14 protein-coding genes are annotated in these 13,386 nt (G+C 36.5%); 9 read left to right on the top strand and 5 right to left on the bottom strand.

The window, feature by feature from the left end:
* Positions 1 to 46: 46 nt before the first annotated feature.
* From B5V89_RS00175 to B5V89_RS00160, 4 genes are all read right to left on the bottom strand, one after another.
* Positions 47 to 1,105: a Ger(x)C family spore germination protein gene (locus tag B5V89_RS00175; protein ID WP_181294576.1), complete on the bottom strand. Its 1,059-nt coding sequence runs from the start codon at positions 1,103 to 1,105 to the stop codon at positions 47 to 49.
* A complete protein-coding gene (locus B5V89_RS00170) occupies positions 1,102 to 2,190 on the bottom strand; it encodes a GerAB/ArcD/ProY family transporter (RefSeq protein ID WP_108069925.1) in 1,089 nt (362 codons plus the stop codon). The genes B5V89_RS00175 and B5V89_RS00170 overlap by 4 nt, the downstream gene beginning before the upstream one ends.
* A 68-nt stretch (positions 2,191 to 2,258) precedes the next feature.
* The gene (locus tag B5V89_RS00165) at positions 2,259 to 3,779 is read right to left on the bottom strand and encodes a spore germination protein (RefSeq protein ID WP_108069923.1); all 1,521 of its coding nucleotides are present in this window, start codon (positions 3,777 to 3,779) and stop codon (positions 2,259 to 2,261) included.
* 157 nt (positions 3,780 to 3,936) lie between these two features.
* Positions 3,937 to 4,623 (bottom strand): hypothetical protein, encoded by a 687-nt coding sequence (locus B5V89_RS00160; protein ID WP_108069921.1) that lies wholly within the window; start codon positions 4,621 to 4,623, stop codon positions 3,937 to 3,939.
* A gap of 191 nt (positions 4,624 to 4,814) precedes the next feature.
* Between B5V89_RS00160 and B5V89_RS00155 the strand changes: the two genes are divergently transcribed.
* From B5V89_RS00155 to tatC, 4 genes are read left to right on the top strand one after another with little or no spacing between them, the layout of a single operon-like run.
* A complete protein-coding gene (locus tag B5V89_RS00155; protein ID WP_108069919.1) occupies positions 4,815 to 5,570 on the top strand; it encodes a gluconate 2-dehydrogenase subunit 3 family protein in 756 nt (251 codons plus the stop codon).
* Between the two features lie 19 nt (positions 5,571 to 5,589).
* On the top strand, positions 5,590 to 7,302 hold the full coding sequence (locus B5V89_RS00150; RefSeq protein WP_108069916.1) for a GMC family oxidoreductase: 1,713 nt from the start codon (positions 5,590 to 5,592) through the stop codon (positions 7,300 to 7,302).
* 16 nt (positions 7,303 to 7,318) lie between these two features.
* The gene (gene tatA / locus B5V89_RS00145; protein WP_108069914.1) at positions 7,319 to 7,516 is read left to right on the top strand and encodes a twin-arginine translocase TatA/TatE family subunit; all 198 of its coding nucleotides are present in this window, start codon (positions 7,319 to 7,321) and stop codon (positions 7,514 to 7,516) included.
* Between the two features lie 36 nt (positions 7,517 to 7,552).
* Positions 7,553 to 8,296: a twin-arginine translocase subunit TatC gene (gene tatC / locus B5V89_RS00140; RefSeq protein WP_244913420.1), complete on the top strand. Its 744-nt coding sequence runs from the start codon at positions 7,553 to 7,555 to the stop codon at positions 8,294 to 8,296.
* A 37-nt stretch (positions 8,297 to 8,333) separates the two neighbouring features.
* Here tatC and B5V89_RS00135 read toward each other — a convergent pair whose 3' ends face one another.
* Positions 8,334 to 9,305, bottom strand: coding sequence for an ABC transporter substrate-binding protein (locus tag B5V89_RS00135; protein WP_108069910.1), 972 nt, complete (start codon positions 9,303 to 9,305; stop codon positions 8,334 to 8,336).
* Positions 9,306 to 9,478: 173 nt separating this feature from the next.
* On the opposite strand from B5V89_RS00135, the gene B5V89_RS00130 reads away from it, so the two are divergent.
* From B5V89_RS00130 to B5V89_RS00110, 5 genes are read left to right on the top strand one after another with little or no spacing between them, the layout of a single operon-like run.
* On the top strand, positions 9,479 to 10,483 hold the full coding sequence (locus B5V89_RS00130) for a FecCD family ABC transporter permease (protein WP_108069908.1): 1,005 nt from the start codon (positions 9,479 to 9,481) through the stop codon (positions 10,481 to 10,483).
* Positions 10,480 to 11,535 carry a FecCD family ABC transporter permease gene (locus B5V89_RS00125; protein ID WP_107921228.1) on the top strand — a complete coding sequence of 352 codons (1,056 nt, stop codon included), beginning with the start codon at positions 10,480 to 10,482 and terminating at the stop codon, positions 11,533 to 11,535. Before B5V89_RS00130 ends, B5V89_RS00125 begins: the two co-directional genes overlap by 4 nt.
* Before the next feature lie 11 nt (positions 11,536 to 11,546).
* Positions 11,547 to 12,371 carry an ABC transporter ATP-binding protein gene (locus B5V89_RS00120; RefSeq protein ID WP_373454653.1) on the top strand — a complete coding sequence of 275 codons (825 nt, stop codon included), beginning with the start codon at positions 11,547 to 11,549 and terminating at the stop codon, positions 12,369 to 12,371.
* On the top strand, positions 12,361 to 13,116 hold the full coding sequence (locus B5V89_RS00115; RefSeq protein WP_107921230.1) for an IucA/IucC family C-terminal-domain containing protein: 756 nt from the start codon (positions 12,361 to 12,363) through the stop codon (positions 13,114 to 13,116). The genes B5V89_RS00120 and B5V89_RS00115 overlap by 11 nt, the downstream gene beginning before the upstream one ends.
* Positions 13,117 to 13,135: 19 nt before the next feature.
* Positions 13,136 to 13,384: a DUF2573 family protein gene (locus B5V89_RS00110; RefSeq protein ID WP_108069906.1), complete on the top strand. Its 249-nt coding sequence runs from the start codon at positions 13,136 to 13,138 to the stop codon at positions 13,382 to 13,384.
* The last annotated feature ends 2 nt before the right edge of the window (positions 13,385 to 13,386 follow it).

Here is a 13,386-nt window from a genome sequence, read left to right as displayed (position 1 = left end):
AAAGCTTCCGGAGAAAACTATTGTTTCTCCGGAAGCTTTTTTTAGACTATTGTACGGTTCCGCTTTCCAAAATGGTAACCTTTGGCTTGATCTTTATTTTCATTGTTTTATATTCATCTTCCCATTTATTGAAATTAAAGTTTCTTGTATTATTTTTAACACGAATTCCGAAACCAACAGGATCAATGCCATGTCTTTGGAAATCTTTTAACATATGGAGACATTCCTTTTTAATATCCTCTTCCATTTGCTTTTCTAACGTTTTTACAACTTTAGTTGTCACTTTTTTGCCGGAGTATTCTCGTACGATCGCATTTACTTTTATATATACAATCGCTTCAAGTGGGTTTTTCTTTATCTTTATTTTATTTTTAGAATGAATACTGCGTACGACAGCATTATATTTCCCAATTTTTACTGTTTTTGTTCCTTCACTATGCTTATCAACTAATAATTTAAAATGAAATAGATTTTTCTCATCTACTTTTTTTACTATTCTATTTCTTTTAAAAATCGCCATTCCGGATATATTTAAATCTGTATCATTCACTTTTTCGAGAACAGGTAAATAAGCATCCCGTCCCTTTTCGGCGTAAAAAGAGGCAAATAAATGGAGATTTACCTTTGGAATATCGCGATTTTTCATATTATGTGTAAGTAAATCGTGAATATACTCACTATTCCCTTCAAAACCATAATTCCCATTCAACATATCCTCTGCTTTTCCCTCTGCAATCGCTACAAATAGTCGTGAACCAATATTAGGATCACGTTGTAATGAATCAACAAGTTTGACAAATCCATGTTTAGCTAATTCCTCGCCGAATAAAACGACCCCGACCCCGCCGGTTACAAGCGGATCACTTGATCGTCTTTCTAAATTAGTAAGCACATCTTGACTCGTTTTTGCGGTGGCCGATAATGTTCGATTTTGCACCGTTTTGTCTGGCAAATATTTCACAAAAAGAAGAGTTCCTCTTAAGTGATTATTTTCCGCTAAATCATAGCCTTGTGCGGTTTCGATGTTCAACTTGTCAATTACTTGGTGCTCAACACAGCTGGTTAGTAGTGGAAAAACCAATAGAATGAATAAATATTTTTTCATATTTTCTTCTTCACCTTCTTCACCATCCATATAAGGATTAGCAATAATGGGAGGTAAATAAAATTAACAATGAATCCAAAATTACCTAATAGAGAATTTAATAAATCTATTTCTTGGCGTGTATCAAAAATTGGAATAATGCATACAGCAATAGCTCCCACAAGATAAACACCAATTCTTTGGGGGAGCCGGTACGTTTGTTTAAGCAATCGAGTGGCACACCATAAAGCGAGACAAGCATTTGGTAAAATGATTAAACACCAATTGGCAATTCCAACATATTCGAAGCGTTCTACAACGGGAAGATAAACAATTTTCCACGTTGTTAATGTTGCCCAAACGTCTTTTTGAAGTTGTCCCTCACTATAATACCCAAAAGAAATGAGAGTCGTATAAAGATAGAGGGCAGTTGTTCCTAACAATGCAGCATGTGCCCATTTTTTTGACTTTTGCTTGTCTTTGATAAAGGGATAATAAATAAGGAACGATTCATATCCCATATATGTAAGTGACATTTGTTTTGAGGCGATAATTAAGTCTTTTAATGAATGATCGAATATTGGCAAAAAGTGGTGAAAATCAGCATATGGAATCGTAAACCCAAATAAAATAATTAAATACGAAGGGAGTACAACACCAAAAAAAGCAATACCAACTACAGTTCGAAAGCCCCCTTTAACAACATAGATACAAAGCACGAGAAAAAATAATGCAAACATAAAGACATTCAGATCAGCAAACATCCAAACTTGAACAATTTCGATATAAGTACGAAGGACGATGATAATGAAAGAAATAAAATAAAAAATGAAAAACGTATTAAATATTCCCCCAATCCATTTTCCGAACACATATCGATGATTTTCCCCTAGGTCCTCTTTTCCTAGTTCGACGATCTTATACATAATCCACATAATCATATTTGTCGCTAGACCTGCGATTATGACGGAAATCCAAGCGTCATATCCGGCTGTTTTTGCAATAATTCTTTGAAAACCTAACGCACCTACACCTATTTGTACGGAGGAGATAACGAAAAAGACGAGAGATGGAGAAATTTTTCGGTTTTCAGGTACAGGCTGCATAGTTAAACCTCCGAAAGTAGTCTTTTTGGTGGTGTGCTTGTTGGGAAAAATAAATAAGTAATAATTATTTATTCATCGATATCTAATTTTCGTTTCGCGTCCTTTGGTGGAAAACGAACAGTGTCTTGTGTTCGTAAAAATTGAGGACGTTTCGCATTTTTATTAAAGCCTAAACGAATAATCGTATCTTTAATATCCTTTATCCTTGGTGGATAAAGCGGTTCGAAATAGGGCCTTCCTAAAGAAGTTAATCGAATTAAGTGTGTTAATAATATGCAAAAACAAAAGACGATTCCGAGTAATCCCCACATCTGTGCAAAAATTAAAAATGGAAAACGAATGAAACGAATCGTATTACCAATTTTATAAACAGGCGTCGTAAAGGAAGCTAGTGCGGCTAATGCAACAAAGATTAATAAAACATTACTTGTAAGACCAGCTTCAACGGAGGCAGTTCCAATAACGATCCCGCCCACGATACCGATTGTTTGGCCAATTTTCGTAGGTAGTCTTGCACCTGCTTCCCGTAAAAGCTCGATTGTAATTTCCAGAACTAACGCTTCTAGTATTGGCGGCAACGGAACCCCTTGTCTGGAACTAATAAGGGTTGCCATTACAGCCCTTGGCACCATTTGATAATGATAGGTCAACGCTGCCACATATAAGGGGGTTACTAAAATCGAAAAGGTTACTGAGAAAACACGCAGTAATCTGAAAAAAGTGGCGATAATCCAGTTTAAATAATAATCCTCAAAGGATACAAAAAATTCCACAAACGTCGTTGGACCAATTAATGCATGGGGAGACCCGTCGACGATTAACACAACTTTACCTTGACCTAATACGCTTGCAGCACGGTCGGGTCGTTCTGTATCCAAAAATTGCGGAAAGGGTGATGAATGATTATCCGCTAAAAGCTGTTCTATGAATGAGCTATCGCTGATCATATCAAAATCTAGTACATCAATTCTCTGTTTAATTGTTTGAACATTTGTCATGTCAACAATTTGGTCAATATAAAGAATGGCAACTTTTGTTTTTGATAATTTTCCTACTGTTAGTTCCTCAATAATTAATTCCGGTATTGGAAGACGCTTTCTAATTAAGTTTAAATTTTGATCAATCGCTTCAACAAATGCCTCTTTCGGACCAATTACACTAAATTCGATTTCAGGCGCACTTAAAGCTCTTGTAATTTCTTTTTGCGCAGAAATAAACGCATATTTACCTTCGTCTGTTTCGATTTGTAATAAAACATAGCCGTTATATATTTTTTGATTTACTTTTGACATGTCTGTTGTTATTTCTACATCGGCAACAGGAAGGAGTTTTGAAATGTCTCCGATCGTTGCAAAATCGCCTTCTAGTAAATCTGGCAATATATCCTTTTGAATGATTTCTTCATCTATTACTGTCGAGACAAAAGTTAAGGAAAACTCCATTCCGGTTCGACTATTTATATATTTTGCTTCTTTTACATCTTGTGATTTAGGTTTTGGCGCTTCTTTTTGCTGCGTTTCTTTTTTTTGTAATTCTTTTTCTTTTTTCTTTTGTTGTTTAAGCGCATTCCTTTTTTTAAAGAAATCCATAGTAATCCCCCGATAATATATTCAATAAATGTAGGAAACTGATAATTGATAATGATTGGAAGTACCTACGTGACATATTGTTACCAAATATCGGTTGAATATGTAAAACGATGCAAGAATTATCAAGTTAATACAGAAAAAAGCTGATAGTTATTAATCAGCTTTTTTCTTTCGTCATTTGAACAAGAGTATTTATATCATTTGTTAATTGATTATATGATGGGGCTTTGCCTTTTAAATTTGACTTTATTCTTTCAATTAATTTGGGGGCATTTGCGTTTGTAATCGTAAGGATTTGCACATGGCCATCGAATGCATCATTCATGATTCTTTTAGCATGATCTAAGTTATCATCAACATTGTTATCTATGTCATTCCGGCTATTATTTTCAACTTTACCGGATGATCCATTTGTTCCGCTTAAAACTCGATTTTGCATGTCATCATAGTGAATGGAGGTATTTTCCTGTTTTGCTCTTGCTAAGATAACAGTGTCATCGAGAACAAAAACTTTAATACCTGGAATTCCTTCACCAGCTAAACGAGATTCTAAATGAGAAGAAATACCACCATCATGTAAACTCGAACTTCCTATTAAGCTATAGACATTGGATCCGGGACCACTTGTAATCTCTCCATGTTGATTGGTTGTTAACTTTTTTGAACGATCCGTACTTGGAATGACATTCACATCCTGGTCATTATGTGTTGATACATTCATAGGATGTTGAGTATTCCTTATTCCTTGTTGTCTATCTTTAGCACCTTGTTGACTAGTACAAGCTGCTAAGACAAGAAGTACTCCAACAAAAGGAACCAACCATTTACTTCGCGTTTTTTTCACTTTGTTTACCTCCTAAATAGAAATTATTTCAAAAATAAGGTTCCCAAATTTTAATTATTTATGAGTAGTAGTTTTGTGTATATTTAAATATTTTTGGAACATATTAAAAAAAACCCATGCTAGTCATTAATAATCTTTTTCGACTATTAAATTAAATTTTTTAACATGGATGAATTCAGGAGGTGGACCAGATGGTTGATGAAACAAAAAAGGAGATTCCAGAATCAGTATCCCGACGTAAGTTTATTCGAAACACTGGTTATGTTGTCGGAGGTGTTGTAGTAGGAGGAGCAGTAGGAAGCCTATTACCATTCGGTAACAAAACGAAGGAAATCAAAAATAATGAAACTTCTCCAACAAAATCAGAAAATTTTAACCAAGCACTAATGCACTTTACTCAAGAACAATTTAATATTGTTCAAGCAGCGACGGAAAGGATATTTCCCGAGGATGAGAATGGGCCCGGAGCAAAAGCTTTAGGTGTTGCCTTTTTTATCGATCATCAGCTTGCAGGCGATTGGGGATTTAATTCAAGAGATTACATGCAAGCCCCGTTTTATAAAGGTGAAAAAGTCCAGGGGTATCAAGGTAGATTAAAACGTAGAGAAATATTTGATATCGCATTACAAGAAATGCAAAACCATAGTATGGAAAAATATAAGAAAAAATTTACTGATCTTTCTGGGGATGAACAAGATGCAATTCTTAAAGATTTTGAGGGGGACAAGGTGAATATAACAACGATTTCACCGAGTGGGTTTTTTAATATTTTAAGAAGTAGTACGTTAGAAGGGGTATATAGTGACCCATTATATGGTGGAAATATGAATATGGCAGGTTGGAAAATGAAGAATTATCCTGGCAACCAAATGGCTTATTCTGAGATCATCGAAAAAGGTTACAAAAAAATAGCACCACAAAGTCTGCGAGACCATTTGGCGCATTAAAGAAGAGGTGAATATTAGAGTGAAAAAATTACCAAAAGTAGATGTTGTGATTATAGGTGTTGGTTGGGCAGGTGGGATTATTGCATCTGAGCTTACTAAAAAGGGATTAAATGTAGTTGGTTTGGAAAGAGGGAAAGAAAGAAAAACGGAAGATTACTATATGGTTCATGATGAATTAAGGTATGCCTTAAGATATGAGTTAATGCAAGATCTATCAAAAGAAACGATTACATTTAGAGGGAATGAAAGAACGAGAGCCCTTCCTATGAGACAATATGGATCCTTTTTACTAGGTGATGGCTTAGGAGGAGCTGGGGTACATTGGAATGGACAAACATTTCGATTTCTACCATATGATTTTGAAATCCGTAGTAAAACAATTGAAAAGTATGGAAAAAACAAAATACCAAAAGGTATGACAATTCAGGATTGGGGCATTACATATGATGAACTAGAACCCTACTTTGATCGTTTTGAAAAAATAGCAGGTATTTCCGGCGAAGAGAATCCTTTAGGTGGAAAACGTTCTGCAAAATACCCAACCCCACCTATGAAGAAATCTCCGCAAATGAATGATTTTGAAAAGGCGGCAAAGCAATTAAAGCTTCATCCTTATATTGTTCCTTCAGCAAACCTGTCGGAGTCATATACAAATCCTGACGGTATTTCAAGAGCGGCTTGCCAATATTGTGGATATTGTGAAAGATTTGGTTGTGAGTATGGAGCCAAAGCAGATCCAGTTGTAACAGTTATCCCAGTGGCGAAAAAAACAGGGAAATTTGAAATAAGAACCCATTCCAATGTTAGAAGAATTTTGCATAGTGGAAAAAAAGCGACAGGAGTCATGTATACTGATGTCACCACCGGAGAAGACATTGAACAACCAGCAGATATAGTAGTTTTGACAGGTTTTGTATTTAATAATGTAAGATTATTGTTAATGTCAAATATCGGAAGCCCATATAATCCGAGTAACGGAACAGGAGTAATTGGAAAAAACTATGCCTATCAAGTAGCAAAGGGGGGAGCAGTAGGATTTTTTGATGATAAAGAATTCAATACCTTTGCAGGAGCTGGTGCTTTAGGTGTAACTATAGATGATTATAATGGAGACAATTTTGACCATTCAAATTTGGGCTTTATTCATGGTGGAATGATCCAATATAATCAGTCCGGAATGCGTCCTATCCAAAACAATGCTGTTCCTTCAGGCACACCAACATGGGGAAAGGATTTCAAAAAAACATCGATAAAATATGCGAATAGATATTTATCAGTAGGCTCACAAGGCTCTTCCATGCCTTTCCAGCATCATTATCTCGATCTGGATCCAACCTATAAGGACGCATATGGAGACCCGTTAATTCGAATCACTTTTGACTTTGAAGAGCAGGATCAAAATCTAGCCAAATTTTTAGCGGGAAAATGTGGGGATATTTTAAAGGAAATGGGAGCTAACCATGTTGATGTATTAAAGGAGTTAGGTCCATATGAAATAACAACTTACCAATCCACACATAATACCGGGGGTGTCATTATGGGAGCTGACCCAAATACATCTGCAGTAAATAATTATTTACAAATGTGGGATATGGATAATTTATTTGTTGTCGGTGCCTCTGCTTTCGCTCATAACTCCGGCTATAACCCAACTGGAACAGTTGGTGCATTATCTTACAGAGCAGCAGAAGGAATCTTAAAATACCACAAAAAAGGTGGATCATTAGTTTAAGAAGGGAAGTGTTGAGATGTTATCAAATATTGGTATTCCGGGTCTAATCATTATTTTGGTCATTACATTAATTATATTTGGACCAAAGAAGCTGCCGGAAATCGGATCAGCCTTTGGGAAAACATTATCAGAATTTAAACGGACAGCGAATTCGATTATGAGTGATGAGGTAACGGAAGAAAAAACAACTAAGGAAACTCCTCCTAAAGGATGAGTTTCCTAATAAATGTAGTAGAAGGAGATGAGTGCATTGTCAGAAGATCTCCCATTTGAAGTGGAAAAAGAGGAAACGGCTTTGGACCATTTTACGGAACTAAGAAGGATTTTGCTTTGGTCCGCTTTTTTCTTTGCTATTATGTTTGTGACCTTTCTTGTTTTTATGCCTAAAGTTCTTCCTTTATTAGCTAATGGCTACAAGATTGTATTGATGGGACCATTAGATGTGATTCGCTTTTACACGGGTGTTTCAGGTGCATTAGCATTGGGCCTAACAACCCCATTCCTCGGATACCAAATTTGGAGATTTGTAAAGCCTGGCTTAACCCCGACAGAAAGTAAAGTGACACTCACTTATGTGCCAGCTATCACGGCCAGTTTTTTGACGGGTATTGCCTTCGGCTACTTTATCGTTTTCCCTGTATTATTTAAGTTTCTCATGAATCTTGGAGAAAAATCGTTTGATGTTCTAATTACTGCAAGAGAATACTTTCTTTTTTTACTAACATCAACATTGTCTTTAGGATTTCTATTTGAATTGCCGATTGTAATGGTCTTTTTAACATCTGTTGGCATGTTAACTCCGGTAAAATTAAAACAAGTTCGAAAATATGCGTATATCTTGCTTGCAGTCATTTCAGCACTGATCACACCACCGGACTTTATAAGTCAAATATTAGTGCTGACTCCATTAATGGCTCTATATGAACTTGGGATACTATTATCCGTTGTTTCATTTAAGAAGAGGCAGAAACGGGTTGAACCTGCAATTACATGAAAAAACCCGCAAATTTGCGGGTTTTTTCATGTAATATTTATTTTCCAAGAAAGATTTTCTCAATATCATCTAACATGAGATTAGCAGCAAGTACGCCACCGGCCGTATTCCAAATATCATCGTTTACTTTATGAACATTTCCAGCTTTAGCAACTTTTAAGTTTTTAAATAGCGGATCATTGATCCATTCTTTTTCAACAGCAGCAACTTCACCATCACCTGCGGGCTCATATGTGAAGTAGAAAAGTATATCCCCATCCATTGCCGGAATGCGTTCTTTCGTTAGGTTTCTTTCGGCAAAGTCATTTTTGTTTTGGTCGCCAGGACGGGCAAATCCTAACTCATCCAAAATAACACCGGAGAATGTATCCTTATGATAAATACGGACATCACCAGGCATAAAACGAACCATTGAAACTTTCATTTTTAATTTATCGCCTAATTTTTCTTTTAAGTCAGCAATTCGTTGATCATATTGCTGAATAACTTCTTTTCCTTTTTCTTCTTTATTTAATGCTTTTGCATAAAGTTCAAAGTTTTCTTTCCAATCGCCGCGCAACGTTTCGGCAAATACAGTTGGAGCGATTGCACTTAGTTGATTATAGATTTTTTCTTGGCGCATTTTATTTCCAATAATAAGATCTGGATGTAGTTTTGCAATTGCCTCTACATTTACTTCACTTTCTGTACCCACGAATTCAACATCTTTCATTTGATCGCTGATATGTTTATACCATGGATCACCTGTCCATGATTGAACCGCACCAACAGGCGTTACCCCCATCGCTAAAAGAGCTTCAGTTCCTTCGTTTGTTAAAATAACCACACGTTTTGGTGTTCCTTTTATCGGTGTTTTTCCCATTGCATGTTCCACTGTATAACTGGATCCGCTATTTTTTTCTGTATCCTTATTTGTTTCTTTGCTAGCTTCATTTTTATTGCCGCACGCAGCAAGGGCGAATAGGGCCATTATCGCTACTAGCGAAACAAAAAAACGCATTTTTTTCATCGTATGTACCTCCACAGTTTATATGAATGATAATCGTTATCAATTACATACTAATCTTATCAGATGTTAGAAAGTTGTCAATAACTAAATGAAAATGATTTTCAAAGTCATTGACTAACTGAGAATCTTTCTCTACACTAAATAGTAGATATTATTGAAGAGGAACAGTGAAAATGGTTCTAAAGAAAAATTGGCAAAAATTATTTGCAATGATCATCGCTACTATTATTTTGTTGCTGTTAATTGGGATGAGTATTGTTTTTGGATATACGGGGATTTCTATAAAAACAGCAATTCAATCCTTTATGGATTTCAATGGTTCAAATGAGCATGTCATAATTACTTCGGTTCGGTTGCCAAGGGCACTGATTGCAGCAGCAGTAGGTGCATGCTTAGCAATGTCCGGGGTGATTATGCAAACATTAACAAAAAATCCGCTTGCTGCTCCAGAAATTCTCGGATTAAACGCGGGAGCAAGTTTTGCAGTTGTATTAGCTGTTACCTTGTTTCACTTTTCGAGTCTGCAAGCATTTGCATGGGCATCATTTACTGGTGCAGCGATTGCGACAATTGGTGTATTTCTTATTGGATCGGTTGGCAATGAGGGACTGACTCCGATGAAATTAACACTAGCCGGTGCAGCCATAGCTGCGCTATTTGCTTCATTTACCCAAGGGCTATTGTCTATAAATGAGGCTGCATTAGAGCAAGTTCTTTTTTGGCTTGCTGGATCTGTTGCAAATAGAAAATTAGACATTTTAACATCTGTTTTCCCTTATATGCTTATTGGATGGATAATCGCATTGGTTTTTGCAAAAAAAATGAATGTATTATCGATGGGGGAGGACGTTGCGAAAGGATTAGGTCTAAAGACGGGCTTAGTGAAGATTGGTTCAGGGGTAGTCGTTATTTTGTTAGCAGGGAGTGCAGTTGCTGTTGCTGGACCAATTGGATTTGTTGGAATTGTTATTCCGCATATTGCCAGAAAAATAATTGGCATTGATCATCGTTGGTTGCTTCCATTATCCGGAATTTTAGGTGGCGTATTATTAGTAGCGGCAGACATTGCATCAAGATATGTGATTATGCCTCAAGAGGTGCCAGTTGGTGTGATGACGGCCATCATTGGGGTTCCATTTTTTATTTATATTGCTAGAAGGGGGTTTAATGGACGATGAGTCAATTCAAAAATCTTCGTCTTTTTAAAGGGAAAATCTCCTTTTTAGTTGATCTTCGTGCAACTTGGACTATCTTGATTTTGTTTATCGTGACTTTACTTGCACTCGTTATAAGTACAGGTTTAGGGGATATGAATATTAATCCGATAAATGTTGTTAAAACATTTTTCGGAGGTGGTTCAAGCATTGAGCAGTTAGTTGTATTAAAGTTTCGGTTACCAAGAATTCTTGTTGCAATGTTTGTAGGTATTGCATTAGCAATGGCAGGGGGAATTTTACAAGGAATTATCCGGAATCCATTAGCATCACCGGATATTATCGGAATAACTGGTGGGGCAGGTGCAGCCGTTGTTTCCTTTCTAGCCATTTTTAGTAATAAAGATAATAGTTTGACAGTGAGTATAGGCTGGATGCCAATTGCAGCTTTCCTTGGGGCAACAATCGTGGCATTTCTGGTATATTTTTTAGCTTGGAAAGATGGCGTTTCTCCCATAAGATTAGTATTAATAGGAATTGGAATTTCCGCTGTGATGAAAGCTATCACTACATTATTAATGTTAGTTGGACCTATTTATCGGGCAAGTGAGGCGAATATTTGGTTAACAGGTACCGTAAACGGATCCAGCTGGGGGAATGTTAAAGTTATTGTCCCATGGGTGCTAATACTGACGTTAATTTCCTTTTTATCCGCCCGAAAAATCAATGTACAAGAGTTTGGTGATGAACTCGCGACTGGTGTTGGAAGTCACGTTCAACGCCAACGATTTTTTCTTTTACTATTAAGTACGGCTTTAGTTGGTGCCGCTGTTGCATTTGGTGGGGGAATTGGCTTTGTTGGTTTAATGGCTCCACATATTGCGAGAAGACTTGTCGGTTCTTCCTTTGGTGTTTTATTGCCTGCATCAGCCTGTATCGGCGGAATTTTGGTCATGGTGGCGGATTTAATCGGACGTACCGTATTTACGCCGCTTGAAGTGCCGGCTGGAGTGTTTACTGCCGCGATTGGGGCACCGTATTTTATCTATTTATTATTTAAATCAAAGTCTGCATAAAAGGAGTGGGCATGATGAATGAAACAATTCAAGCAAAATCATTAACATTAGGTTATGGTGATTCGATTATTATAGATGAGTTAAATTTGAGTATTCCTAAAGGGGAAATTACCGTTTTCATTGGTGGGAATGGCTGTGGAAAATCGACTTTATTACGATCAATGGCACGTTTATTAAAACCGGAATCAGGTTCCGTTTTATTAGCTGGGAAAGAGATTGCTAAGCTCCCGACAAAAGAGGTAGCGAAAAATTTATCAATTCTCCCGCAAACACCAATAGCCCCGGAAGGATTAACAGTGCTGCAACTTGTAAAACAAGGACGATTTCCATACCAGTCATGGCTTAAACAATGGTCGAATGAAGACGAAGAAATTGTCATGCGCGCTCTAAAAGCTACTCGTATGGTTGAATTTAAAGATCGACCTGTCGATGAACTATCGGGAGGACAGCGACAAAGAGCATGGATTGCCATGACACTTGCTCAAGATACGGAGGTTATTCTACTAGATGAACCGACAACCTATCTTGATATGACTCATCAAATTGAAATTCTTGATTTATTATTTGAATTAAATGAACAAGAAAACAGAACGATTGTTATGGTGCTGCATGATTTAAATTTAGCGTGCAGATATGCACATAATATTGTTGCGATTCGTGATAAGAAAGTATATGCCCAAGGAACGCCGGAATCCGTGATTAGTTGCCAAATGGTTCGAGATGTTTTCGATATGGATTGTCAAGTATCAATGGATCCACTTTTTGGTACACCATTATGTATTCCACACGGTAAAGGCCGTTGCATATTAAAAGGCGGGGAGATTAATGCCATCTAGTTTATCATCGGAGCTTTCAAACTATCGATATATTGATGAAATAAAGAGTACGCATTCGTTTATAAACGGTAAAGATTTTTTCGATAGTGAAAAGCTCCCTGCTCATTTAGTGAAAATTGGAGCGCAAATGGGGTCCCCGACAAATAAAATAACGGCTTCCATGATTGTGAAGCGAATGGCATTTTATGGGGTCATTCATTTATATGCGATGAGTGTATGGAATAAAAGGTTAGTTGTGGATATAGATGAACTGAAAGTAGTTGAAAATCCGGGAGATCCACTATGGTTACCGGAATTTTACTTTGGAGAATATACCTTTATAGATGTGGAAAATGTACGGACATTGTGGAGAGAAGAGGTCATAGCGGAAGTTTTTTCAGGATTTTTCCACCCTTTATTGGAAACATTAAGGAATGTAACACGCTTTTCAAATCTTGTTATGTGGGAGAATATCGCTATTTATATTTTTTGGTTATATGAAAGTCTTCTTAATAATGAAGAATATAATGCCCTTCATAACAGGCTTAGGGATGATTTCCATTTTATCGTCCATGAAGCGAGTCCCGCTTTATTTGGTCCTTATAAAAATAATCCACTTTCTCGCTTTGACAGTGAAAAAGTGATCCGTGAAAAGAATATCGAACCCATTCGCGTACGAAAAACATGTTGTTTTTCCAATCTTTTAGAAAAAAAGAAAAAAAGATGTTCAACCTGTCCAAATGGATGTAACATGCCTCCTATATAAAAAGAAAAGAGTGATCGTCATGGATCAGACATTTCGAGATCAGTTCGATGCATTATTAGAAAAATATACGGAGCTTTTACTTGGTGAATCGAATGATGAATTAATTGAAAAGATTAAAATGTGGGCACTTTATACATACATTGCAAAATCTATGCCTGACTTAGCAAAGCACTGGAATGCATTATATCCAAATGGAAAAGAGGAAATGAAAAAATTAATTTTTGAAATCAAGCATATGAATGATTTACATCGTGAAGCAAAAAAATAACC

The organism is Heyndrickxia sporothermodurans, from assembly GCF_003055045.1.
GTDB lineage: Bacteria > Bacillota > Bacilli > Bacillales > Bacillaceae_C > Heyndrickxia > Heyndrickxia sporothermodurans.
The sequence above is the reverse complement of the archived record's forward strand: the minus strand, read 5'-3'. Positions and strand labels throughout refer to the sequence as shown.

Coding starts and splice junctions, on each gene's coding strand:
- B5V89_RS00175 (WP_181294576.1), bottom strand. CDS start 1,105: ATGAAAAAATATTTATTCATTCTATTGGTTTTTCCACTACTAACCAGC.
- B5V89_RS00170 (WP_108069925.1), bottom strand. CDS start 2,190: ATGCAGCCTGTACCTGAAAACCGAAAAATTTCTCCATCTCTCGTCTTT.
- B5V89_RS00165 (WP_108069923.1), bottom strand. CDS start 3,779: ATGGATTTCTTTAAAAAAAGGAATGCGCTTAAACAACAAAAGAAAAAA.
- B5V89_RS00155 (WP_108069919.1), top strand. CDS start 4,815: ATGGTTGATGAAACAAAAAAGGAGATTCCAGAATCAGTATCCCGACGT.
- tatA (WP_108069914.1), top strand. CDS start 7,319: ATGTTATCAAATATTGGTATTCCGGGTCTAATCATTATTTTGGTCATT.
- B5V89_RS00135 (WP_108069910.1), bottom strand. CDS start 9,305: ATGAAAAAAATGCGTTTTTTTGTTTCGCTAGTAGCGATAATGGCCCTA.
- B5V89_RS00130 (WP_108069908.1), top strand. CDS start 9,479: ATGGTTCTAAAGAAAAATTGGCAAAAATTATTTGCAATGATCATCGCT.
- B5V89_RS00125 (WP_107921228.1), top strand. CDS start 10,480: ATGAGTCAATTCAAAAATCTTCGTCTTTTTAAAGGGAAAATCTCCTTT.
- B5V89_RS00120 (WP_373454653.1), top strand. CDS start 11,547: ATGATGAATGAAACAATTCAAGCAAAATCATTAACATTAGGTTATGGT.
- B5V89_RS00115 (WP_107921230.1), top strand. CDS start 12,361: ATGCCATCTAGTTTATCATCGGAGCTTTCAAACTATCGATATATTGAT.
- B5V89_RS00110 (WP_108069906.1), top strand. CDS start 13,136: ATGGATCAGACATTTCGAGATCAGTTCGATGCATTATTAGAAAAATAT.